20 protein-coding genes and 1 riboswitch are annotated in these 22534 nt (G+C 39.5%); of the genes, 14 read left to right on the top strand and 6 right to left on the bottom strand.

Annotation, left to right across the window (positions count from 1 at the left end):
- Nucleotides 1-171 precede the first annotated feature (171 nt).
- The 5 genes from ACJ004_RS11740 to ACJ004_RS11720 form a co-directional block, all read right to left on the bottom strand.
- The gene (locus ACJ004_RS11740; RefSeq protein WP_410893157.1) at nt 172-315 is read right to left on the bottom strand and encodes a hypothetical protein; all 144 of its coding nucleotides are present in this window, start codon (nt 313-315) and stop codon (nt 172-174) included.
- 327 nt (nt 316-642) lie between these two features.
- Complete coding sequence (locus ACJ004_RS11735; RefSeq protein ID WP_410893156.1) at nt 643-1854, bottom strand: Ger(x)C family spore germination protein; 1212 nt, start codon at nt 1852-1854, stop codon at nt 643-645.
- Complete coding sequence (locus tag ACJ004_RS11730) at nt 1838-2941, bottom strand: spore germination protein (RefSeq protein ID WP_410893155.1); 1104 nt, start codon at nt 2939-2941, stop codon at nt 1838-1840. The genes ACJ004_RS11735 and ACJ004_RS11730 overlap by 17 nt, the downstream gene beginning before the upstream one ends.
- Before the next feature lie 25 nt (nt 2942-2966).
- Complete coding sequence (locus tag ACJ004_RS11725; RefSeq protein ID WP_410893154.1) at nt 2967-4535, bottom strand: spore germination protein; 1569 nt, start codon at nt 4533-4535, stop codon at nt 2967-2969.
- 5 nt (nt 4536-4540) lie between these two features.
- On the bottom strand, nt 4541-4711 hold the full coding sequence (locus ACJ004_RS11720) for a hypothetical protein (RefSeq protein WP_410893153.1): 171 nt from the start codon (nt 4709-4711) through the stop codon (nt 4541-4543).
- A gap of 520 nt (nt 4712-5231) precedes the next feature.
- Here ACJ004_RS11720 and ACJ004_RS11715 point away from each other — a divergent pair.
- Nucleotides 5232-5471, top strand: coding sequence for a glutaredoxin family protein (locus tag ACJ004_RS11715; protein ID WP_410893152.1), 240 nt, complete (start codon nt 5232-5234; stop codon nt 5469-5471).
- 101 nt (nt 5472-5572) lie between these two features.
- Here ACJ004_RS11715 and ACJ004_RS11710 read toward each other — a convergent pair whose 3' ends face one another.
- Nucleotides 5573-6838 carry a dicarboxylate/amino acid:cation symporter gene (locus ACJ004_RS11710; protein WP_410893151.1) on the bottom strand — a complete coding sequence of 422 codons (1266 nt, stop codon included), beginning with the start codon at nt 6836-6838 and terminating at the stop codon, nt 5573-5575.
- A gap of 232 nt (nt 6839-7070) precedes the next feature.
- Between ACJ004_RS11710 and ACJ004_RS11705 the strand changes: the two genes are divergently transcribed.
- The 13 genes from ACJ004_RS11705 (at nt 7071) to ACJ004_RS11645 (ending at nt 22487) form a co-directional block, all read left to right on the top strand.
- Entirely contained in the window at nt 7071-7748 is a 678-nt protein-coding gene (locus ACJ004_RS11705) for a response regulator (protein WP_410893150.1), read from the top strand.
- A gap of 34 nt (nt 7749-7782) precedes the next feature.
- The gene (gene dcuS, locus ACJ004_RS11700; protein ID WP_410893149.1) at nt 7783-9393 is read left to right on the top strand and encodes a DcuS/MalK family sensor histidine kinase; all 1611 of its coding nucleotides are present in this window, start codon (nt 7783-7785) and stop codon (nt 9391-9393) included.
- Nucleotides 9394-9486: 93 nt separating this feature from the next.
- A riboswitch (TPP riboswitch) is annotated at nt 9487-9596 on the top strand.
- Nucleotides 9597-9678: 82 nt separating this feature from the next.
- Nucleotides 9679-10494: a hydroxyethylthiazole kinase gene (gene thiM, locus ACJ004_RS11695; protein ID WP_410893148.1), complete on the top strand. Its 816-nt coding sequence runs from the start codon at nt 9679-9681 to the stop codon at nt 10492-10494.
- 15 nt (nt 10495-10509) lie between these two features.
- The gene (gene thiD / locus ACJ004_RS11690; protein WP_410893147.1) at nt 10510-11325 is read left to right on the top strand and encodes a bifunctional hydroxymethylpyrimidine kinase/phosphomethylpyrimidine kinase; all 816 of its coding nucleotides are present in this window, start codon (nt 10510-10512) and stop codon (nt 11323-11325) included.
- Nucleotides 11325-11984: a thiamine phosphate synthase gene (thiE, locus tag ACJ004_RS11685; RefSeq protein WP_410893146.1), complete on the top strand. Its 660-nt coding sequence runs from the start codon at nt 11325-11327 to the stop codon at nt 11982-11984. The genes thiD and thiE overlap by 1 nt, the downstream gene beginning before the upstream one ends.
- Nucleotides 11981-12493, top strand: a complete 513-nt coding sequence (gene thiW / locus ACJ004_RS11680) for an energy coupling factor transporter S component ThiW (protein WP_410893145.1) — start codon at nt 11981-11983, stop codon at nt 12491-12493. The genes thiE and thiW overlap by 4 nt, the downstream gene beginning before the upstream one ends.
- A 26-nt stretch (nt 12494-12519) precedes the next feature.
- The gene (locus ACJ004_RS11675) at nt 12520-13803 is read left to right on the top strand and encodes an acetylornithine deacetylase (RefSeq protein ID WP_410893144.1); all 1284 of its coding nucleotides are present in this window, start codon (nt 12520-12522) and stop codon (nt 13801-13803) included.
- 4 nt (nt 13804-13807) lie between these two features.
- The gene (tenA, locus tag ACJ004_RS11670) at nt 13808-14479 is read left to right on the top strand and encodes a thiaminase II (protein ID WP_410893143.1); all 672 of its coding nucleotides are present in this window, start codon (nt 13808-13810) and stop codon (nt 14477-14479) included.
- A 7-nt stretch (nt 14480-14486) separates the two neighbouring features.
- Complete coding sequence (locus tag ACJ004_RS11665; RefSeq protein ID WP_410893142.1) at nt 14487-15230, top strand: ABC transporter ATP-binding protein; 744 nt, start codon at nt 14487-14489, stop codon at nt 15228-15230.
- The gene (locus ACJ004_RS11660; RefSeq protein ID WP_410893141.1) at nt 15220-15993 is read left to right on the top strand and encodes an ABC transporter permease; all 774 of its coding nucleotides are present in this window, start codon (nt 15220-15222) and stop codon (nt 15991-15993) included. Before ACJ004_RS11665 ends, ACJ004_RS11660 begins: the two co-directional genes overlap by 11 nt.
- A 17-nt stretch (nt 15994-16010) precedes the next feature.
- The gene (locus tag ACJ004_RS11655) at nt 16011-17006 is read left to right on the top strand and encodes an ABC transporter substrate-binding protein (protein ID WP_410893140.1); all 996 of its coding nucleotides are present in this window, start codon (nt 16011-16013) and stop codon (nt 17004-17006) included.
- A 159-nt stretch (nt 17007-17165) separates the two neighbouring features.
- Entirely contained in the window at nt 17166-17585 is a 420-nt protein-coding gene (locus ACJ004_RS11650) for a hypothetical protein (RefSeq protein WP_410893139.1), read from the top strand.
- Nucleotides 17586-17597: 12 nt separating this feature from the next.
- Entirely contained in the window at nt 17598-22487 is a 4890-nt protein-coding gene (locus ACJ004_RS11645; RefSeq protein ID WP_410893137.1) for a DUF4132 domain-containing protein, read from the top strand.
- The last annotated feature ends 47 nt before the right edge of the window (nt 22488-22534 follow it).

Here is a 22534-nt window from a genome sequence, read left to right as displayed (position 1 = left end):
TATGGAAGAAATTTATCCTTCTTTGTTGTCAAATTACATAAAAAAATCGATATCGTCTAATTTTTTGAAAAAACCTAGAAGATTATTGGATTACTACATAATCTTCTAGATTCCATGTCTCCATCAATTAGGAATTCCTAGATTAATAACTCCAATCATATGCTTAACAGCCTAAGGGTCCTGTAAAACAGCAATGATGGCATCACTAATCGGAGTTGTATCGAGGCCGAATAAGCTAGCAACAAGTAAGGCAAGCAATAATATAATTATCACAAGAACTTTGCCTAGTGTTTTAATGAAATTAGCAAGATTCATTAGTTTCCCCCCTTTCTAGAAATGAATTTCAAATCAATAAGGGGCCCCTTACTAAAATCATATTATGTGAAAATATCGGACAAGCTTAAACTAATATCACAGTATAATGAAAATGGGCAGCCCGTATTTTCCTTGCATAATTTTCCATTGTCCTTCATATGTTTAGTTTTGTGTGGATATCGGTCCCATATCTAACAAAAGGAGAGAGGGGAAGTAAATATGTAAAGAAGATGTTTAGACATTTTGAGGTCTGAACATCTTCTTTTAATCTTTTTATTTTTGAAATCAACAGAGGCTAAGAAGGTCCAATCGTATGAACCTGAAGGCTCACTTCTTTGAAGATCCTGATGTTCCATAATCATTAATAGTTAATTTTACATGGTAGTTGATCGGGGTTTTACTAAATGTTTGGTCCCAATTCTTTTTGACCTTCTTCCATACTTTAGGATTCTTAATTCTCAATTGATTTCCGAAGCCAGCAACGTCCACTTGGTATTCTTTTTGCATTTTTTCTAGTACATTCCTCACCAAACGTTTCACTTCTTTTTCAGATGATTTTTCTGCTTTTTTTAGAAATTCATTTTTAAAAGTATCTCCCGGAATCACCCACGTTTCAGCCAGCCTTCCCTCTGATTCAATGGTTACATCAAAAGAAATGTTATTTCCCTTAACTCGTGGTTTAATTCTGCTTTTCATGGACTCTATCTCATACAAAATCAGCTGACCAGTTTCTTTATCATAGCTTTTCAATACACCACCTTTCCCTTTGCCTGTAATCCATGTTACTCCCTCTAGTTCATCCTCATTTAAAAAACCAGTCATTTTGTGTGTCTTTCCCTTTATCACAGCAGCTCCCGTAAATTTGACCTCCCCATTCACTGATAGGACATTTTGCAATAGAAAACTAGACTCTGATTTAAGCTTGGCCTCTAATTTAATAAGAGGCAAAGGAGGCAAAATCCTCGTTGTTCGGTAGGTATTTTCAACAATACGAAGCAGACGAAACGCGGGAATTTCTCCTGCTGTCTTTGTTTCCAGTGTGTTGCTTGCACTTCCTTTACTAGTGAGGACAAGACAGCTTGGTCTAAAATCATTATCACGAAGATCTTGATCAAATAATTGTTCCAAATCATACGATTTTGCAAGCTTTTCACTGATAACAATTACTTTCAAATGGTGACCGGTTAAGGGTGGTCTTTCTAATGATAATTCACGAGCCATTTGAAGGATGGAATCTCCCGTTTCAGAAACATTAACATAGGATTTTTGTTGTGGTCCTGCTTGTTTAGTTGTTGAACTTGCTACTTGTGGAGTGATTAATTGATAGGTTAAAGTAATCAGGTTTTTTTTAAAATATCCCTCCCCTTGTTCGTCTAACTCTTTCTCAATGAAGGACTCCTTGCCTTTATCAAATGCCACACCTATACCTAAACTTTGCTCTTCGATTTCATGACTGCTCCAACATCCTGTAAGGGATAAGATCAAAATAACGGAGAGGGTAATGAAGAGGGTCTTTATTTTGTTATGTGATTGTTTCATATTTTCCGCCTTTTACTCTTGAGATAATAAGCAGGAGAATCGGGAGTAAACCAAATAACCACAATGCGACATTGCCGACGAAATCTCCAAGTTTAAATTGGTCATTGATATTTTTCGGAATCATGGCAATGATGTATAAAATCGGAAGCAAGCCAAACATAAATGGGTAAATGCTCTTTTTCGAAAGTTGAGCGAGCCCTAAAGCAGCTGAATAGAATGTGATGGTAAATGTGGAAAATATTTGCATTATCCAAACCACGAGCAATAAAGATTCGAACCGTTCAAAGATCAAACCGGAGACTTCAAAACTTCGTATTAGATCAAGTGTCGGCCATGTTCTCGTGACCACTCCTTCAACAGATAATGCTCCGATAACCATTACGACTGTTATTACGTAAAAAATTAATGGAATGGAAACTCCAAAAAGCAGGGCTTTTATTGCTTTTTGGGGCTGTTTCATAAACGGAATAAGCAGTAACATGATTTCAGGCCCTGTAAAAGCGAGAGCCGTTGTTTTTACTCCTCTTAGTACTGGGACGACTCCTTCTCCTAATACCGGACGCAGATTATCGATCTCAAATATTTTAAAACTCATAAAGACTACCACTAAAAAAAAGATAACCGTCACAGGTAATATAATTTCAAAAAGACGGGCAATCGGGTTAATGCCGCCGAAGATCAGATAGAGACCCACCCACATGAAAATCATAGTAATAGCCCATGTAGGGGTACTCTCCAGAAGTAAATACTTTATTACTTCCGCCATTGAACGGAGTTGAAACCCGCAAGTTAAAAGAAAATAACATAGTATAAATAAATTGAGTAACCCGCCCACCCATTTTCCTACAATTTCAATGCTGTATTGATAAAAGGTTTTTTGGGGAAACTGTTGGCTTAATTTGACCATGATTACCCCTGCAATCATGGTGAAAATCCCGCCTAAAATAACACTTATCCATACATCTGGTGTATGTACCTTCTCCGTAGCTGATCTAGGTAAGGTGAGTAATCCTGTACCAAGTATAAAGTTGATGACAATGACAGCTGCTTGAGGAGTTGTAATTTGGTCTTTCGGACTGAGAATCATTTTTTAATCACACTTTCACAGTAGATTATCCTTTTCGTATAGGATTTTTCGTATGCATCATTTTTGGCCGGCGTTTCATCATCATAAGTGGCATTCGAACCATCAAGTCTTTCCATTCACTTAAGCGATAAGGAACGACTGGACTTAAATAGGGCACGCCAAAGCTTTTTAATTTCACTAAATGGCTGGTCATGAAAAGAAAAAAGAGAATGACCCCGTATAATCCAAATATGGCCGCACAAAACATAGCTGGATAACGAAGAATCCGTAATGTAAACCCAGTACTATATTGCGGAATAGCAAATGATGAAATAGCAGTTAACGCTACTACAATCACCAAAACAGGGCTAACAATACCTGCTTGTACAGCAGCTTCCCCAATGATTAATCCACCGACAATTCCCATGGCTGGACCAATTGGTTTAGGTAAGCGTAGTCCTGCTTCCCTTAAAATTTCGATGGATATTTCCATAAATAATGCTTCGATGAGTGCGGGGAACGGAACCCCAGACCTGTTTCCTATAATGGAGATGGCCAGTTTGGTCGGAATCAAACCTGAATGAAATGAGATGAAAGCTATATACAAAGACGGTGTAAAAAGGGCCAGAACAGCTGCGAGATAACGAAGTAAACGTATGAATGTGCCAGGAATCCATCTTTCATAATAGTCTTCTGGCGATTGTAACATCATGCTTAATGTAACTGGAACTATCAAAGCGAATGGTGTCCCATCTAATAAGATGGCCACTCGACCTTCCATCAAAGCAGCGATCACGCGATCAGGACGCTCAGTATTCTGTACCTGCGGAAAAGGACTAAGGTAATTATCTTCGATAAGTTGCTCTACATAACCTGATTCTGGTACATTATCAATATCAATTTTCTTAATTCGATTTTCTACCTCTTGAACCAATTCGGGATCAACAATGTCATTTATATAAGCGACAACTAAGTCTTTTTTTGAATGCTTTCCTACTTGGAATTTTACTAACGATAAATTCTCATTTTCACCACTACCCCTTAAAAAAGATGTATTATCACTCAAAGATTCAGTGAAACCGACCCGTGGACCCCTGACTAATGCCTCTGATACCGGCTCTTCGATAGTCCTTGTTTTAAGTTTTGTTGTTCCAAGGATTAGCGCATTCTGTGATCCATCAATTAAAAGAGCGGTAGAACCTGTTAATACTTTTGATGCTAACTCTTTAGTAAAACCAACCTCTTTTACATCACTAATAGATAACACTTCATTTTTTATAAATTCTGTTGAAATGCTTCCTTTGATGTAAGGGAGGTCCTGTTTATATTCTGCTGAAAAATCAACCATCAAGGATGGCATAATATGTTTATCAATAAGGTCTTTATCTGATAGTCCGTCCACAAAAATGACAATTGCCCGAATACCGGTACGCCCTATATTAAATTCTCGAAAATGTACATCCCAATTATGGCCAATTTCTTGCTTAACTAATTCTAGATTTAATATAAAATTATCTGTTAACTGATCAGTTGAATCTTGGGAGGTATCTACGTCTTGTTTGTCTTTATTAGTAACTTTTCCTTTTTTACTGATCTTTGATTTCCACTCTTTCATTTTCATCACTCATCCTTTGAGTTGCGAAGCCGATTAAACAATTTGGAGATTAAATACGGAATAAAAAACACAATAAAAGCTTGTATATAAACCTGCCATTCTGGAAGGTAGGAAACAATCGTTTTCCACATTTTCATCACCCTATACATGACATACCCTATATTAGCTGCTAACACCTGTGAAATGTTATTATTAATTCAGTGTAAATCCCTTTATTTCTCAAATGGTATTATTAACTTGTCCTTATGCAAGGAAATTTAAAACACTTAGAAATATCTCCATCACTTTGTATGAGAAATCAGCTATAATATTTTAGATTCGGCCAAAATATGACGGCATACGGCATATCTAAAACGTGTTAGAAAATTACCTTCTAATGCAATAATATTATTTCATCCGGAAGTCAATTGTGGAAATAAAACAGGGAGACTATACATAGATAACTATTAACAGAATAGTCAGTATTTTATGTTGTAAGGGTTTACATAGGAAATTAAATTTGGGGAAATACACCCCGATTATTCCTCGGGAAACCGCATGATTAGACAATTATCGATACTTTTTTCAGAAAAAATGTCGCCTCTATTTCCCAGATCAAAAGACTTTTTTATACAACGAGAATCGTGAGATATGAAATAAACTTCATTTCGAGATATACTTTAATAATAAGTTAGGTAGGAAAGGGGAATAGGAACAATGAACAAGCGGGTAATCGTCTATACTACCAAAGACTGCATCGAATGCACGATGGTTAAAAAAGTTCTTAGCGAGGAAGGAATTTCTTTCGAAACAAGAGATTTATCAGTAAACCCAGAATACCAAATGGAAGTAGAGAAATACGGCTTTCTTGGGGTTCCAGTGACAGTGGTTGAAAACCGAGCGGTCAAAGGATTTACCAATGAACTGAAAGAATTAATGGAATTAGCAAAAAGTTAAGTAAGCTTGATTTTAACAGCAATTTGGTTGGAAAAATATTAGCTTGCTAAAATAGTAAAATGGCTTGGAGGAAAATCCTCCAAGCCATTATTTGAATAGAATTATGCACTAATTGATTTATCTGTATTTGCATTTTGGATCTCAGCGGAAGGATGGAATTCGTTTTCCATCTTGGAAACAACCACGGTTGCTACACCATTTCCGATTAAATTTGTAATTGCACGTGCTTCAGACATAAATCGATCGACACCAAGTAATAGTGCAATCCCTTCGACCGGAATGACAGAGAAAGCCGAAAGCGTAGCGGCTAGGGTAATAAATCCTGAACCCGTTACACCAGCTGCACCTTTTGATGTCAGCATTAATATTCCTAACAATGTGATTTGATGCCAAATTGTTATATCTACATTGTAAGCTTGAGCGATAAAGATCGCAGCCATCGAAAGGTAAATCGCGGTCCCATCCAAGTTAAACGAATATCCGGTTGGAACCACAAGACCAACCACCGATTTAGAACATCCGTATTTCTCAAGTCTTTCCATCATTCGAGGTAAAGCAGATTCAGAGGATGAAGTACCTAACACCAAGAGAATTTCTTCCTTGATATAAGCAATGAATTTCAAAATATTAAATCCATAAAGCTTTGCGATTCCCCCTAGAACAAATACGATGAAAAGAAACATCGTTGCATAAACGCTTCCCATCAATTTTCCAAGCGATACCAATGAACCAAGACCAAAATTTCCAATCGTGTAGGCCATGGCACCTGATGCAGCAATCGGCGAAAACTTCATTACGATATTAACTATTCTAAAGAATACATCCGTAAATTTCTCAAATAAGACAACGACCGGTTTCCCTTTTTCTCCCATTGAAGCAAGGGCAATCCCAAATAGGACAGCAAAGAATAAGATCGGGAGAAGGTCACCCTTCGCCATGGCCCCTACAAAATTATCGGGAATAATGCCTAAAATAAATTCTATAAATCCATGACTGGATTCTTTTGCCTGCTCGGTAAATTGTGAAATATCTCCACCTTGTACGGATTTAGTATTAAACCCAGACCCTGGTTTGATGATATTAACGAGTAGTAATCCAATTGCCAAAGCAAAAGTGGTAACAATTTCAAAATAGAGGAGAGCTTTCCCACCAATTCTCCCAACCTTTTTTAAATCCCCCATGTTGCCAATACCAATGACAATCGTAAAAAATACAATTGGAGCAATAACCATCTTAATTAACTTGATAAAGATATCCGCCAAAATCTTTAATTCCGTACCGAATTTCGGAAAAAGAAATCCGATGACTATCCCAAGTGCAATCCCTAGTAATACTTGGACGGTCAAATTTTTAAAATTAATTTTCATGATCCCGTACACCCCTTTGTTAGACTTGTTAACGCTTTCTTCCCACCCATTTACATAATAAATGAAAATTCAGATAACAGTAAGGTTTTGGTCATATTGGTCTTATTGTTCCTTTTGTTATAGAAAATACCATAATAAAGCAACTCTAAATAAGTAAACTATTAATTTACTATTTTGATAAAATAGGCCATGATATTAATATAAAAGTGAGTACTCTAAGGGGGAGCAGGGGATGTTTCCGTTAAAAGTATTATTAATAGAAGATGATCCGATGGTTCGGGAGGTCCACCGCCAATTTATTGATAGGATTGAAGGGTTTACGATTATCGGAGTCGCTGCCAATGGGGTGGAGGGTATGCGATTAGTCAAAGAGCTCCGACCAAACCTTGCCATTATCGACATTTATATGCCATATATGGGTGGATTGGAGATGCTTAGAGAACTTCGTTCAGCGGCCATTTCTGTTGATGTGATTGCGATAACAGCTGCCAGCGATATTGAAACCATCCATGGAGTTCTTCAACAAGGTGCCTTTGATTACATCATGAAGCCATTTACCTTCAATCGTATAAAAAAGTCACTAGATAACTATAAAAACTATCGTCTGAAGTTGGGAGAAAAGAAAGCTCTTTTACAAGAGGAGCTTGATCAGATCTTATATATTGATCACAAAAAAGAAGCCGAAAAAGACAGTCTCCCAAAGGGATTAAATATGAACACCTTAACAAAAATTACAAACTTTCTTTCGCAAGAGAAAGAACCTGTTTCTGCGGAAGAAGTAGCAGAAGGCATTGGAATGGCCCGGGTAACTGCACGAAGATATCTTGATTATTTAGAAAAAGAAGGAAAAGTGAAGATACACATTCATTATGGCGGTGTCGGGAGACCAATTAACCGTTATGGAGTGTGAATAACTCGATTGTTTGTAAGTAGGGGGGAGCAGGATGGGCTGGAAAATCAGGATTGGAAAACCAAAACTCCGTTTACAAACGACGATTACTCTGCTAGTTTGTATCGTGGTCATAATGGCATTGTTCGTTACCGAAACATTAATCACCAACAGAATCTCACATGAAACAAAGAAAAGCCAGACTGAGAAAGCCACGAATATTGCGAAGATCGTTGCACAATCCCCAATTGTAAAAACAGGGTTAATAAATAAAAAAGCAGAAAAGGATATCCAAACATTTACCAATGATATCCAACGGACCACACATGTTGAATTTATCGTCGTTATGGACATGTATGGAATAAGAAAATCACATCCGAATCGTAATCTCCTCGGTCTCCATTTTGTCGGCGGAGATGAAGGTCCTGTTTTAAAAGGGAAAGAGCATATTTCGACGGCAAAAGGAACATTAGGAATATCTTTACGCTCGTTTGTCCCTGTTTTTGATGAAAAGAATAAACAAATAGGGGCCGTAGCCGTGGGGATCTCTTTAGAAAAAGTCAATCAGGCAATCGAACAAAGCAGAAGGATTATTTTGATCGGAGTCGGTGTTGGTATTTTAGTTGGGGTTTTAGGAGCTCTGTTTCTGGCAAGAAAAATCAAAGCCATTCTTTTTGGTCTTGAGCCAAGTGAAATAGCAAAACTGTTGGAAGAACGAAGTGCGATGCTGCAATCGACTAAGGAAGGGATCTTGGCGGTTGACCAAGATGGGGTAACCACACTCGTTAATAATGAAGGGGTTAGACTTCTTCAAATTGCGGGAATCGACGGACCCTTTTTAGGAAAAAAAGTGGACGATTACATGCCAAATTCCAAACTTTCTACCGTCCTAGAAGCGGGGGAATCACAGTTATATCAGGAACAAGAGATTAATCATATTACCATTGTAACCAATCGAGTCCCTGTGATTGTGAAAGGGAAGATTGTCGGTGCGATTGCTACTTTCCGGGAAAAAACCGAAATCAAAGAATTGGCTGAACAATTAACCGGTGTAAAGTTATATGCAGAGGCACTGCGTACCCAGTCACATGAATTCATGAACAAACTACATGTCATTTCAGGTTTAATCCATATGAAGGACTATCAAACGGTCTCGTCATACATTTCTAAAATAGTTGACCACCAACAATCAGAGGTAGAATTTGTTGTCAGTCGTTTTAAAGACCCCGTGTTAGCAGGTTTTATTTTAGGAAAGCTTAGCTTTGCAAGGGAAAAAGGCTGTGAATTTATCATTGAAGGGGAAGGATCTTTACCCGAACCAATCCAGCGTGGAACCACTCACGAGGTGGTCACGATCCTTGGGAATTTAATCGATAATGCACTGGATGCAGTTGCAGACTATCCGATTAAAAAAGTGACCTTAAGATTGGATTATTTTGATGAAATCCTCGTGTTGGAGGTTCATGATACAGGACAAGGGATTGATGAGGATATCATCAATAGCTTATGTGTGAAAGGGTATTCTACCAAGGGTGAAAATCGGGGGATTGGATTATTTTTAGTACAGCAAAGCCTGGAAAAATTATCAGGACAGTTAGAAATACATTCTCAAAAAGAAAAAGGGGCAACATTTATTGTTACGATCCCTTATAAAAGTAAACAATAATAATATTATGTTAACTTAATATCTATTAAAACTATTTTCTTTACATTATAGTTCCATAGCGTTATTATTTACTTACTTAATTTAATAAAGTATTAGATCTACTAGGGGTGCCCTGTAATCAGGCTGAGAGAAAACGATCAAGTTTTTAACCCTTCGGACCTGATCTGGGTAATCCCAGCGTAGGAAAGTAGCCATGTGAAGGTATTATTTTTTCTCTGACTAACTAACCAGGTCCGTTTATGGATCTGGTTTTTTTTATGTATTAATAGAAATGGAGAGATTGAAATGGAAATTATCGGTTTGCATGAAACGTTGGAAAAAGTAAGGAAGGTCAATCCGCTTGTTCATAATATCACCAATGTTGTGGTAACGAATTTTACCGCAAATGGTTTGCTTGCTTTGGGTGCCTCGCCTGTTATGGCCTATGCTGCCGAGGAAGTTGCAGATATGGCAAAAATAGCTAGTGCATTAGTTTTGAATATTGGTACGTTAAACCCGCAAACAGTAGATTCGATGATCATTGCCGGAAAAGCAGCCAATGAATCCAGCGTTCCCGTTATTTTAGATCCGGTGGGTGCTGGGGCTACCCGTTACCGAACTGAAACAGCACAAAGAATCATGAACGAGGTGAACGTTTCAGTGATTCGGGGAAACTCAGCTGAAGTTGCTAATGTATTAGGCGAGAAATGGGAAATTAAGGGCGTCGATGCAGGTGCATCAGCAAATGGTGATATCATTTCCCTTGCAGTAAAAGCAGCACAAACATTAAATTGCGTCGTCATCATCACGGGAAAAGAGGATGTTGTAACGGATGGCGAAACCACCTATCTGGTTAGCAATGGCCACCCAATCATGACAAAGGTGACTGGAATGGGTTGCCTGCTAACATCTGTGATTGGTGCCTTTGCAGGAGTAGAAAGTGATTTGCTTCAAGCTTCGGTAGCGGCATTAACATCCTATGGGGTTGCGGCTGAAAAGGCTGCGGCTCAAACAGCTGAACAGGGACCGGGAAGTTTCCAAATCGAATTTTTAAACCAATTGTCTAAGGTTTCGACAGAAGACATAAATATACATGCTTCTTTTAAAAAGGTGGATCGATAAGAGGGGGTACTTTAAATGAAAAAAGCATTAACGATCGCAGGTTCCGATAGCGGCGGCGGTGCTGGAATTCAAGCCGACATAAAGACGTTTCAGGAATTAGAAGTTTTTGGGATGTCGGCCTTAACCGCAGTAACTGCACAAAATACATTAGGGGTTCATGCTGTCTATCCAATGTCAGCTGAGGCAGTTGTTAAGCAGATCGAAGCGATTGGCACGGATATGGGTGCGGATGCAGTGAAAACAGGAATGTTGTTCAATGCAAAAATCATCGAGGCTGTCGCAGCCCAAGTAAGAATTTTTGAATGGGAGAATGTGGTAGTCGATCCTGTTATGATTGCCAAAGGTGGTGCTTCCTTGTTGCAAATGGAAGCTATTTCTGCCATGAAAACATACTTATTGCCACGTTCCAAGGTGATTACACCAAATATTCCGGAGGCAGAAGTGCTTACCGGTCTGGTAATTCAAACCAATGAAGATAAAAAAGAAGCTGCTAAAAGACTGAATGAGTATGGGGTAAAGAATGTCGTCATCAAAGGCGGTCATGATGAAGACGAGTCCGTTTCAACAGATTTGTTGTTTGATGGGAAGGAATTCTACACCTTTACAAGTCCACGAATCCAGACAAAGAATACTCATGGAACAGGTTGTACTTTTTCCGCCGTGCTAACCGCTGAACTGGCAAAAGGATTATCTGTTTATGAAGCAGTTTGTAAAGCGAAGGATTTTATTCAGGCAGCCATTGAGGATCAATTGGAGATTGGTCAAGGACATGGTCCAACCAACCATTGGGCGTATGGAAACAGAAAACGTGGTAAGGAGATGGAGCGGTAATGATTGATTTACGCGCGGCTTTACGTGTTTATTTTATTATGGGCAGCGCCAACTGTTTAAAGGCACCTGCTGAGGTATTAAAAGAGGCAATTTCGGGTGGGATTACTCTTTTTCAATTTCGCGAAAAAGGGGAGGGTGCCTTAACGGGTGCTGAAAAATATGCATTGGCTAAAGAACTCCAGTCCATTTGCAGAAACCATCAAATTCCTTTCCTTGTGAATGATGATATCGAGTTGGCTATCGCCATTGATGCGGATGGTGTTCATATCGGGCAAGAAGATGAATCGGTACAAACGGTACGGGAGAGAATCGGAGCGAACAAAATCCTTGGGGTCTCCGTCCATTCACCGGAAGAAGCCATGGCGGCGGTCCGAGATGGAGCAAGTTATTTCGGGATTGGACCTGTTTTTCCAACAAATACAAAGGCAGACGCCAAGCCTTCTCGCGGAACGACCCTGATTGAAGAACTACGAAAAGATGGCTGTGAGATGCCGATCGTCGGAATCGGCGGGATTACGATTGAAAATGCTCGATCTATTATAGATGCAGGTGCAGATGGGGTTTCTGTGATTACAGCAATAAGCCAGGCAGAATCACCGCTAGAAGCAGCGAAAGCTTTAAGAAATAGCGTCATTTTTAAAGGAGCGGTGGAATCGTGAAAAAAACCCATAAACTAACGTTAACAGCGATGATGATTGCGATTGGGACCATTTCAAGCAACCTATTTTATATTCCGATTGGATTTACAAAGGTCTTTCCGATCCAGCATTTTATGAACGTCTTATCAGCTGTTTTGTTGGGACCATACTATGCGGTTGCCCAGGCCTTCGGAGTTTCCCTGTTAAGAAATCTGATGGGAACAGGTTCGCTTTTTGCTTTTCCGGGCAGTATGGTCGGAGCATTGCTTGCCTCGCTATTATTCTGGAAAACTAGAAAACTATATCTTGCGTTTATCGGAGAAGTAATCGGGACAGGAATCCTTGGTGCACTCCTTTCCTATCCAATCGCAACACTTATACTTGGCCAAAAAGCGACCATGTTTGGATTTATTCCTTTATTTATTTTTAGCTCGTTTGCAGGAGCGCTTCTTGGCTTCATTCTTTTAACCGTTTTTTCAAAGAAAAAAGTATTGATTGTCACTGAAAATGATACAACGATCAGGAATTAAACTTGGGATAGTAAGGGTGTGAACAAATGAAAGAGGATCAGCATGATAAAATCTCACAAGAAGTTGAAGCGAGAGAAGCGGAATTAATGGAATTGTTGACCGCGCTGATAGCATTCCCAACAGTAAGTCCTCCGGCAAGGAATACAAACGAGGTTCAGGATTTTATCCAAAGATATTTAGAAGACTTGGGATTTCATACCGATAAGTGGGATGTCTATCCTGGAGATCCAAATGTCGTTGGTGTTTTACCAGGAGAATCTCCACAGGATTTTAATAGTTTAATCGTAAATGGTCATGTGGATGTGGCCGAAGTGGGCGATCATTCATCGTGGACAGAGTCTCCATTTTCAGCCTATTTTAAGGATGGTTATATTTATGGGCGTGGTGTTGCTGATATGAAGGGGGGTATCGCCGCTTCACTCCTCGCGATTAAGATTTTAAAAGAACTAGGTATCACGCTTCAAGGCGATCTCCAATTTCAATCGGTTATTGGCGAAGAGGTTGGGGAAGCCGGAACACTTGCATGTACGGAAAGAGGTTATACTGCTGACTATGCGGTAGTGGTTGATACCAGTGATTTACATATCCAAGGACAAGGCGGGGTCATAACCGGATGGATAACCATTCAAAGTCCTGAAACTTATCATGATGGCATCCGGCGGAAAATGATCCATGCAGGTGGTGGTGTTCAAGGGGCCAGCGCGATTGAGAAAATGATGAAAATTATTTCTGGGCTTCAAGACTTAGAGCGGCACTGGGCGATTACGAAGAGCTATGAAGGATTTCCTCCCGGCACAAATACGATTAATCCTGCGGTAATTGAGGGAGGGCGGCATGCAGCATTCGTGGCTGATCGCTGTGCACTATGGGTTACCGTTCATTTTTATCCAGATGAAGAGTATGAAGAGGTCATCAGGGAAATTGAAGAGCATATTGGGGCAGTTGCAGCAGCAGACCCATGGCTTCGTGAGAATCAACCGCAATTTGTTTGGGGTGGTAAATCCATGATTGTCGACCGTGGTGAAATTTTCCCTTCATTGGAAATTGACTCTGAACATCCTGGAACGAAGACTTTAGCCAACTCCTTTGAAAAATTGTTAACGTACAAGCCAACAGTGGGGATGTCCACGACCGTTACAGATGCCGGCTGGCTGGGAAGAGCGGGTATTCCAACAGCCATTTTTGGACCAGGGAAATTGGAAGATGCCCATGCTGTGAATGAGAAAGTGGAAGTCAGTCAAATATTAGACTTTACAAAAGTTTTAGCAGTATTTATCGCTGAATGGTGCAACACGAGGAAGGAGCAGTAGTGACATGAGATTTACCCAAAGACTTTTTGAAAAAGTAAGTGATATTTGGGAGAAAACCCATCAACATCCATTTGTTATCGGGATGGGCATAGGAGACCTGCCGGTCGAATCATTTATCCGCTATATGAAACAGGACTATGTGTTTTTAATTGATTACTCCAAGCTCTTTGCTATAGGAGCGGTTAAAGCAAGCGACTTGGAGACGATGGCCGCATTTGCGAAGCTTTTGGATGAGACATTGCACGGAGAAATGGACCTGCATCGTCAATATGCTGAAAGGTTTGGGATTACCCATCAACAGCTCGAAGAAACTAAACCAACCCCGATCAACTTAGCATATACACGGTATATGTTGAATGTTGCTCAGAATGGAACGCTTGCGGAGCTAGTCTCTGCTCTCTTGCCGTGTATGTGGAGCTATTGGGAGATTAGCAAGCTGCTAGCAGATACCTATCCTAATGCTAGTGAACATCATCTTTACGGGGAATGGGTGAAAATGTACTCTTCTAATGAATTTGGTGCATTAGCAACCTGGCTGATCGATTTACTCGATAAGTTGGCAGATGGGAAACCAGAGCGGGAGCTAGCGATCTTGGAAGAACATTTTCTGACAACATCTAGGTTTGAATATATGTTCTGGGATATGGTCTACCAGGGAGGCGAGTGGCCTGTCTAACTCGCAGATGTTATCTATAAAAGACCTATCTTATTCTTTTAAAAATGAAGGAAAATCTAAGCCTATTTTCAAACAACTTTCTCTAGATGTGAAGTCAGGAGAATTTGTCTCAGTGATTGGTGCAAGCGGATCTGGAAAGAGCACTCTTTTTAAATTGATTACTGGTTTACTTGAACCTGATCAAGGAGACATTATTGTTGAAGGTCAAAAGACGGGTAAGCGATTAGGCAGTATCGGTTACATGCCGCAAAAGGATCTGCTTTTACCATGGAGAACCGTTTTAGAAAACGTGTTACTGCCTTTAGAAGTAACGAAGGAACATAAGCAAGCGAGAATTCCTGAAATACGAGAATGGTTATCACGGTTTGGATTGGCAGAATATGAAAAAGCCTATCCGAATGAGCTTTCGGGAGGAATGAAACAACGCGTCGCCTTTTTAAGAACCCTGATGACCGGGAGGGATCTACTATTATTAGATGAGCCCTTTGGCGCTCTTGATTCCCTTACAAAACGGAACATGCATAGCTGGTTACTAGATTTGTGGGGGGAATTAAAAAAGACGGTTTTGTTCATCACGCATGATCTTGAGGAAGCGATCCTGTTAAGCGACAGAATTTACTTGCTCCAAGACACAGGAATCAATGAAATGAAGGTTACCCTGCCGAGACCAAGAAGTTCACAGCTAATCTATCAATCAGAGTTTATTACGATGAGAAAAGAACTGGAGTGGCTGATTCATAATGAAAGCTAGGTTGAAAAAATGGACAGAAGAGTACGGTTTATTTCTGCTAGTCGTCATTCTTCTTGTCAGTGGATGGGAATGGATCGTCAGGCAGGGAATAATTCCTTCGTTTATTTTGCCAGCTCCTTCAGCGGTTTGGGGGGCATTGCTAGAAAACAAGCAGCTATTGTTTGAAGAGCATTTACCAGCAACCTTAAAGGAAGTGTTGATTGGTTTTTGTCTATCCGTGATTGGTGGGTTAATACTGGGAGTGGCTATGCATTTTTCTCGATCAATTGAAAAAGTCCTTTATCCTTTTCTTGTCATCTCACAAACGGTGCCGTTAATTGCCATTTCACCGATTTTTATTATGTGGTTTGGCTATTCGATTTGGAGCAAAATTGCCGTGACCATTTTAACCGCATTTTTTCCCATCGTCGTTAGTACGTATGATGGGCTGAAAACGGGTGGTCACGAATATCGTGAATTACTGTTAACGATGGGCGCCAATCGCTGGACAATCTTTAAAAAAATCCAGATACCAATGGCGTTGCCAGCGATTTTTTCAGGATTGAAGATGTCTGTGGTTTATTGTGTGGTCGGCGCGACAATTGGAGAATGGCTGGGGGCAAGTGAAGGTTTAGGATATTTCAGTCGAAGAATGTCTGGGAACTTAAAGGCAGATGCCGTGTTTGCATCGATATTCCTGCTTTCTATGCTGGGAATCGTGTTATTTTTATTAGTTGGTTTATTGGAAAAACAGGTATTGAAAAATAAAAATCGTTTCAACTAGAGAGGAAGAATCTACTGATGAAAAAAAGTTTATTGATTATCGCAACTCTGATGTTACTTTTATTAAGTGCTTGCGGGAAAGAAAGCACGGAAAAAACTTCTAATGAAAAAGGAAAGCTTCAAAAAGTAAGCTTAATGCTAGACTGGTATCCAAATGCCGTGCACTCATTTCTGTTTGTAGCTGAGGAGAAGGGTTACTTTAAAGACCAAGGACTAGATGTGGATATTCAAATGCCTGCAGATACGAATGATCCACTTAAACTAGTAGCAGCTAACCAAATTGACATGGCCATGAGCTATCAACCACAGGTGCTTGTTGCACGTGGTGAGGATATTCCAGTTCAATCATTTGCTGCAATTGTGCGCCATCCGCTAAACCAATTAATGGTTCCTACCGATGGTCCAGTTAAATCTCCTAAGGATTTGCAGGGGAAAACAATTGGCTATCCGTCGATTCCTTTGGATGAAGCAATTGTAAAAACCATGGTGAAAGCTGACGGCGGAGATGCTGAGAAAATAAAAATGGTTGATGTTGGCTGGGATCTCATCCCTTCCATGGCAATGAAAAAAAACGATGCCCTAATCGGCGGTTATATTAACCATGAGAAGTTATTGCTTGATAAAGAGGGTCATCCAATGCGTACATTAAATCCTGCTGACTACGGTGTTCCAGATTATTATGAATTAGTAATGGTGGCGAGTGAAAAAGGTTTAAAAGAAAAGCCAGAAGTGTTTAAAAAGTTCATGGCAGCAATGACAAAGGGTCAAAAATACGTTCAGGAACATCCTGAAGATGGTCTTTCAGTATTAATGAACCATGAAGACAAAACATCCCCATTAGAGAAGGATGTAGAAACAAAAAGCTTAGAAATCCTCCTTCCATTAATGGATGCAAAAGAAAAATCATTCGGCTACCAAGACCCACAAACATGGGACAAAACAGCCCAGTGGCTAAAAGCCAACAAAGTCATAAAAGAAAACATTAAAGCAGAAGATGCATTTGTAAATTTCTAAAGCACTTTAACTATTTGGTGTCAGGCACCATGAAAAGACAAAATGACGAAACTGTCCACCCTGGGTGGACGGTTTTTTTATTAACATTTATTTGATCTATGCTGAATACGTCCGGAATGTTTGGTAGAATATTGTTAAAATCTATTTTGAGGTACCAGGATGAAAATCTATGTAACGATGAAAAGTTTGGCGAAGAGGAAGGATTATCTGACGAGAAGGGAGATTCATTTAACCGATATTCCGAAGTCACTTAGGGAGCTGTTGATAGGACTTGTGACATTCTATACCCACGAGTTCAATACGCAAATAGCAGAACCCGACTTGGTCAGGTTTCTTACAAACGAGGAAATCCAACAGCAAGTCCATACCGGAAAAGTGGGATTTGGAAATAAATATAATGAACAAACAACCGATTGGCAACAGGCAGTGATGACGGCTATCCAAGCATATGAAGATGGTCTATACCGAGTAATTATTAATGAACAAGAACCTCTCGACTTAGATGGACCCTTGGAAATAGAAGAAGGCGACCAACTTACATTTATTAAGCTGACAATGTTAGCAGGACGTTTGTGGTAATGGGGGAACTGTATGAAAACGAAAAATAAGGAACAATATTATGACAGTTTAGAAGTGAAAGCAAACAGAGAATTAACTGGATTAGAACAGCAAGTGGCATTGCTGCTTTTAAAATTAATGAAAGCGCCCTATTTTGAAAGAGACACAATTTATCAAGTAATTCAAAAAATCCTCGTGGAACATAAAAGTTTCAAGGATCCTAACATATTCAAACCACTAGTGAAAATTGTCCAGACCCTACTAGGAGCTGATTTCGGGACTCTCTTTCAATACATCCTTGACCATAAGTGCGAATATCCATACAGCGTGGGCTATGACCGACGACCGTTTCGGACAAAAAATCTTGAATATCACTTCAATGGAATAATCGAAAGTTTCGTAAAAATAGTAGACTTGGATTTTGAAGAGTTTTCCATTATCGATTACCTAACCACACATTATGAATCGACCATTTATAATCCGCAAATCAGTGACGTAATTGCCTATGAAATCGATCAAAATAATAACCAGGTAATCCAAGCCCTTAGAGAAGTTATTCTCGGAGAAAATAACAGTGCATTGCTTACCAATGAGATGATCAAAGGCATTTTTAAAAGTCATAGCCTCGAACGATATAAAGTGCTCGGCGATTTATTACTAGCCGCCCGTCTTCAAGAGGGATTACGTCAAAGTATTGTTGAAAATATGGATGAAGGTACAGTAGAAGCTACTAAATACATGTTAAAAATTATTCTCGAAAATAACCTTATTCGATACAGTTCCGTCATTCGGGCGCTTGACGTTTGGACCGGACTGGACCTGCACGCATCGAATAACAGAGTTGCTAAACAATCACTCGAATATGTGGCTGCTTCGTTAAACGATCAACAGTTACGCGAACAAGGAGTACATAGTGAAAATCTCAATACTCTTTATGTCAGTCTCTGGGCGACAGCTGTTAATGAAGAAGACGATGTAAAAGAAGCGATCCACTTCCTGATGGAAAATGGAGCAACCTATCAAAAGGTGATGGCGCAATTCTTTTTAACACAAAGTCAAAATTCAGGAATGAGATTTGCGTTATCTTATCCCTATTTACATGAAACGAATATGGAACTCCAATATTATCTGCTCTCAAACTATGTGTATGAGTATGAGGTCCATTGGTCGTACTACTCTGAAAAAAGTGAAAGCACACTTTCAGTTAACCATGTCCCACTTTTAGAAAACAAGGTAGAACGTTCTCGTCAATTTGAGCTGTTTAAAAACATGTTCCTCCAAATGCAAAAAAGAGAGGTTTCCATCGAGTCCAAAGCCATCAAAGGACTAACGATCACCTTCTCAACAGACGAAATAGCCAGAAAAATGATGTTCTTGACTGCCTATGACTTAGACAAGGATTGGCTAAAACAATTAATAGAATGGAAGGACAAGTTCAGTCCAGAATTAAGAGAAAATCTCCTCTCCTTTTTTATTAAAGATTACAGGGATCACATCCAAAGAGAATTCCTATTTTCCAGTCTTGCTGATAAAAGTGTAAATAATCGCGAAATCGCTCTTGCACACATAAAAAAAATGGTCCTTCTACCAGATGAGATAGAAAAAGTCGAAGCGATCTTAAAATTAAAAACTGGTGCACTACGACAAGGGGCCATTCAGATAATATTAGGACTTCCAAAGGAAGAACTTGCTGTATCGATTGATCGCTTATTAACCAGTAATGCGGAGCTGCAACGTGTGGGTGCATTTGAAATCTTATCCGAAATCAATGATCAGGGAGAACGTGAACTACTGGTTAACAGGTTTAAAAATAAAATCGCTCAAATGAAAACTACCTCAAAAGAACAAATTTTGATTGACAAGTTGTTTCAAACAAAGGAATACAACCTTAGAAATGGGTTTGGATTATATGAGCCAAATCATCCAATTAACCTCGAACTCGAGCACCCAAAACTAGTATTAAAAACCCTTTTGCAGCCATTGACTGAAACTAGCAAACAATTTCTCGAAGGTTTAGACGCTTTAGTTCATGAACATCGTCAGGTCGAATATGAAGTCGAGTGGTTTGATGGTTCAAAGGACACACTGCATATTGGTGAGGAATTAAGGTGCCCTTACCATGAGGAAGAACAACAGACACTAGAGCAATACCCATTATCGAAAGTTTGGCAGGAGTATTTTAATAGCCATGATTTATCGACAACGAAACTTATTCAGACGGCATTCTATCTCCATTCACACAGGATTTACTCCTATTACAACAATATGCTGGATGAATGGGAGGTTTTCGATTATCCCAGGGTGGAGGGCTGGAGGAAAACATTTTTAGAAGAAATTTTGCCAATCGAAAACATCGACGAAATGAATCACTTTATCGATGATTTGAATTATCGGTCCCAAGTAGAAGTGCTAATTGATGCTTATTTTATGAGTAAGAAATCGAAGCAGTGTTTCGAAATCATCAGTTCGGTATTAAATTTTCTCGTGCATTCGATTCCGGAAGATAGGATCAAAACAGAAGCCAAGCTGCTCGATTTTCTCACCGAACCGTGGCTGGAGTGGGCAGAACACTTTACCAGTGATGATGAGGATTTCGATGTTTATTTCAAACTCCATTTTCAGTTATATACGATCGCTAATTTTGAACGTTTTCTTCCTTCGATTGAAGATTTGGCAAAAGCTTACGATCTTAAACTTATCGATGAACAGGTTATTTTTCGAGAGCTGGTTGGTCGAAATGAGACCAGTAGAGACTATCTCTCAGAGTTAACCAATCCCAAGGGGCATGTTATAAAAAAATATCCGTACATGAAGCCGATAAAAGAAAAGGTAGTTCAAAGGATTTTAGAAATAGAGCTAAAAAGAGGGGATCTTCAAACAGATGTAACTACCCTGGCTATGGGTATTGAAAGACATGAAGGGATAGAATCCTTTGTTCAAATCCTTTTAGGACTTGATAAAGAATCGTTCGTGCGCGGGTATATTTATGGGTATGGAAGCGAATTATCGAAAAAAGAAGTGTTCTCTCACTTACTAAAAGTAAGTTATCCAAAAGAAGGAGAGAGTGAGGAGCAACTCAACCAATTTTCCAATGGAAAGAAGTTATCGGAAAAAAGGTTATTAGAGGCAGCAATGTACGCCCCGCAATGGCTTGATCTTGTATCTAAGTGTTTAAATTGGAATGGTTTGAGGAGTGCCGCCTGGTATTTCCATGCTCATATCAATGAGACCTTTTCTGAGGAAAAAGAAACGATTGTCACTCATTATTCGCCGATTTCACCTCAGGATTTTCAGGATGGTGCGTTTGATATCCGTTGGTTTAAAGAATGTTATGAACAATTGGGAGAAGAACGTTTTCAAATTCTCTATCAATGTGCAAAATACATCTCGGCAGGTGCCAACCATCGTAGGTCACAACTGTTTGCGGACGCAGCTTTAGGAAAATTGGGACTCGAAAACACAGAAAAACTCGTTCAGGAAAAAAGAACGAAGGATCAGGTTTTAAGCTATAGTTTAATCCCTGTTAAAAATGATCAAGATGTTCTCGACCGCTATGTATTCTTACAAAGATTTTTACAGGAAAGTAAAAAATTTGGTGCGCAACGCCGCGCGAGCGAAGCAAAAACCGTCACAATTGCCCTAGATAACCTCGCGAGAAATGGAGGTTTCAAGGATGTGACAAGACTAAAGTGGGCGATGGAAGCAAAGAAAATGGAAGAGATTACGCCATTTCTTGAGCCAAAAACGATAGATGAATTAACCGTACAGCTAGTAATTGATGCGAATGGACGCGCAGATATACAAGCAGTAAAAGGTGAAAAAATTCTTAAATCTCTCCCGGCTAAGTACAAGAAGCACGAATATATAGTTGTCTTAAAAGAATATAAAGCTGATTTAAGGGAGCAATATAAACGAGCAAAAGAGGAATTAGAACGGTCGATGGAGTTAGGAAACAACTTTGATTTAGATGAAATAGACAAGTTGATGGGCAATCCAGTGCTCGCGCCACTGATGACTACTTTGGTATTAAAAGTGGGAAGCCATTTAGGTTACTTGGAAGCCGGGTTTCTCATTGGATTCGGGCAGGATAACAAGTATTCGATTCAGGACAGGGATGAAATTTTCATCGCTCATCCGGTCCACCTCTTTGAAAGCGGAGTCTGGAGTGATTTTCAGCGAGATTTATTCGCACGGAAGGTAAAGCAACCATTCAAGCAGGTATTTCGAGAACTTTATTTACCGAATCAGGATGAACTAGCAGCCGGAACAGGAACGCGAAGATACGCTGGTCACCAAATTCAACCTCAGAAAACCGTTGCTTTATTAAAAAATCGCTTATGGACGACTAGCTATGAAGCAGGACTCCAAAAAGTCTACTACAAAGAAAATATTATCGTGCAACTAAATGCATTAGCAAATTGGTTCTCTCCATCGGATGTTGAGTGTCCGACATTGGAGACAGTGGAATTTTTCGACCGATTAACTTATCAACCTCTTGAAATAAAAAACATTCCGAAGATGGTTTTCTCAGAAACAATGAGAGATATTGATTTGGTTGTCAGTATTGCCCATGTGGGCGGGGTTGACCCAGAGGTGAGCTTAACGACGATTGATCTGAGAAAGGTCATTGTCGCAGAGTCGGCACGATTAATGAAATTGGAAAATGTAAGAATGTTGGGTAACTTTGCGCTGATTGAAGGAAGTCTGGGTGAATATAGCGTTCATTTAGGTAGTGCGAATGTGTATAAACAAGCAACTGGTGCTATATATATCGTTCCTGTCCATTCGCAGCAGCGCGGCCGAGTCTTCTTGCCATTCATGGACGAAGATCCTAAAACCGCAGAAATTGTTTCAAAAGTGCTCATGTTAGCGGAAGATAAGAAAATCAAAGATCCGTTTATTTTGGCCCAGATAAAAAACTAGCAATTTTTTTCATACAAAAGACCACTGCTTTATTGGCAGCGGTCTTA

The sequence above is a fragment of the Neobacillus sp. 204 genome, assembly GCF_046562815.1.
Lineage (GTDB): Bacteria > Bacillota > Bacilli > Bacillales > Cytobacillaceae > Neobacillus.
Note: the sequence above shows the minus strand (reverse complement) of the source record. Positions and strands in the feature narration are given on the sequence as shown.

Bases quoted from the DNA above. Each gene is read 5' to 3' on its own strand.
- ACJ004_RS11740 (WP_410893157.1), bottom strand. From the start codon at position 315: ATGAATCTTGCTAATTTCATTAAAACACTAGGCAAAGTTCTTGTGATA.
- ACJ004_RS11735 (WP_410893156.1), bottom strand. From the start codon at position 1,854: ATGAAACAATCACATAACAAAATAAAGACCCTCTTCATTACCCTCTCC.
- ACJ004_RS11730 (WP_410893155.1), bottom strand. From the start codon at position 2,941: ATGATTCTCAGTCCGAAAGACCAAATTACAACTCCTCAAGCAGCTGTC.
- ACJ004_RS11725 (WP_410893154.1), bottom strand. From the start codon at position 4,535: ATGAAAGAGTGGAAATCAAAGATCAGTAAAAAAGGAAAAGTTACTAAT.
- ACJ004_RS11715 (WP_410893152.1), top strand. From the start codon at position 5,232: ATGAACAAGCGGGTAATCGTCTATACTACCAAAGACTGCATCGAATGC.
- ACJ004_RS11710 (WP_410893151.1), bottom strand. From the start codon at position 6,838: ATGAAAATTAATTTTAAAAATTTGACCGTCCAAGTATTACTAGGGATT.
- ACJ004_RS11705 (WP_410893150.1), top strand. From the start codon at position 7,071: ATGTTTCCGTTAAAAGTATTATTAATAGAAGATGATCCGATGGTTCGG.
- dcuS (WP_410893149.1), top strand. From the start codon at position 7,783: ATGGGCTGGAAAATCAGGATTGGAAAACCAAAACTCCGTTTACAAACG.
- thiM (WP_410893148.1), top strand. From the start codon at position 9,679: ATGGAAATTATCGGTTTGCATGAAACGTTGGAAAAAGTAAGGAAGGTC.
- thiD (WP_410893147.1), top strand. From the start codon at position 10,510: ATGAAAAAAGCATTAACGATCGCAGGTTCCGATAGCGGCGGCGGTGCT.
- thiE (WP_410893146.1), top strand. From the start codon at position 11,325: ATGATTGATTTACGCGCGGCTTTACGTGTTTATTTTATTATGGGCAGC.
- ACJ004_RS11675 (WP_410893144.1), top strand. From the start codon at position 12,520: ATGAAAGAGGATCAGCATGATAAAATCTCACAAGAAGTTGAAGCGAGA.
- tenA (WP_410893143.1), top strand. From the start codon at position 13,808: ATGAGATTTACCCAAAGACTTTTTGAAAAAGTAAGTGATATTTGGGAG.
- ACJ004_RS11665 (WP_410893142.1), top strand. From the start codon at position 14,487: ATGTTATCTATAAAAGACCTATCTTATTCTTTTAAAAATGAAGGAAAA.
- ACJ004_RS11660 (WP_410893141.1), top strand. From the start codon at position 15,220: ATGAAAGCTAGGTTGAAAAAATGGACAGAAGAGTACGGTTTATTTCTG.
- ACJ004_RS11655 (WP_410893140.1), top strand. From the start codon at position 16,011: ATGAAAAAAAGTTTATTGATTATCGCAACTCTGATGTTACTTTTATTA.
- ACJ004_RS11650 (WP_410893139.1), top strand. From the start codon at position 17,166: ATGAAAATCTATGTAACGATGAAAAGTTTGGCGAAGAGGAAGGATTAT.
- ACJ004_RS11645 (WP_410893137.1), top strand. From the start codon at position 17,598: ATGAAAACGAAAAATAAGGAACAATATTATGACAGTTTAGAAGTGAAA.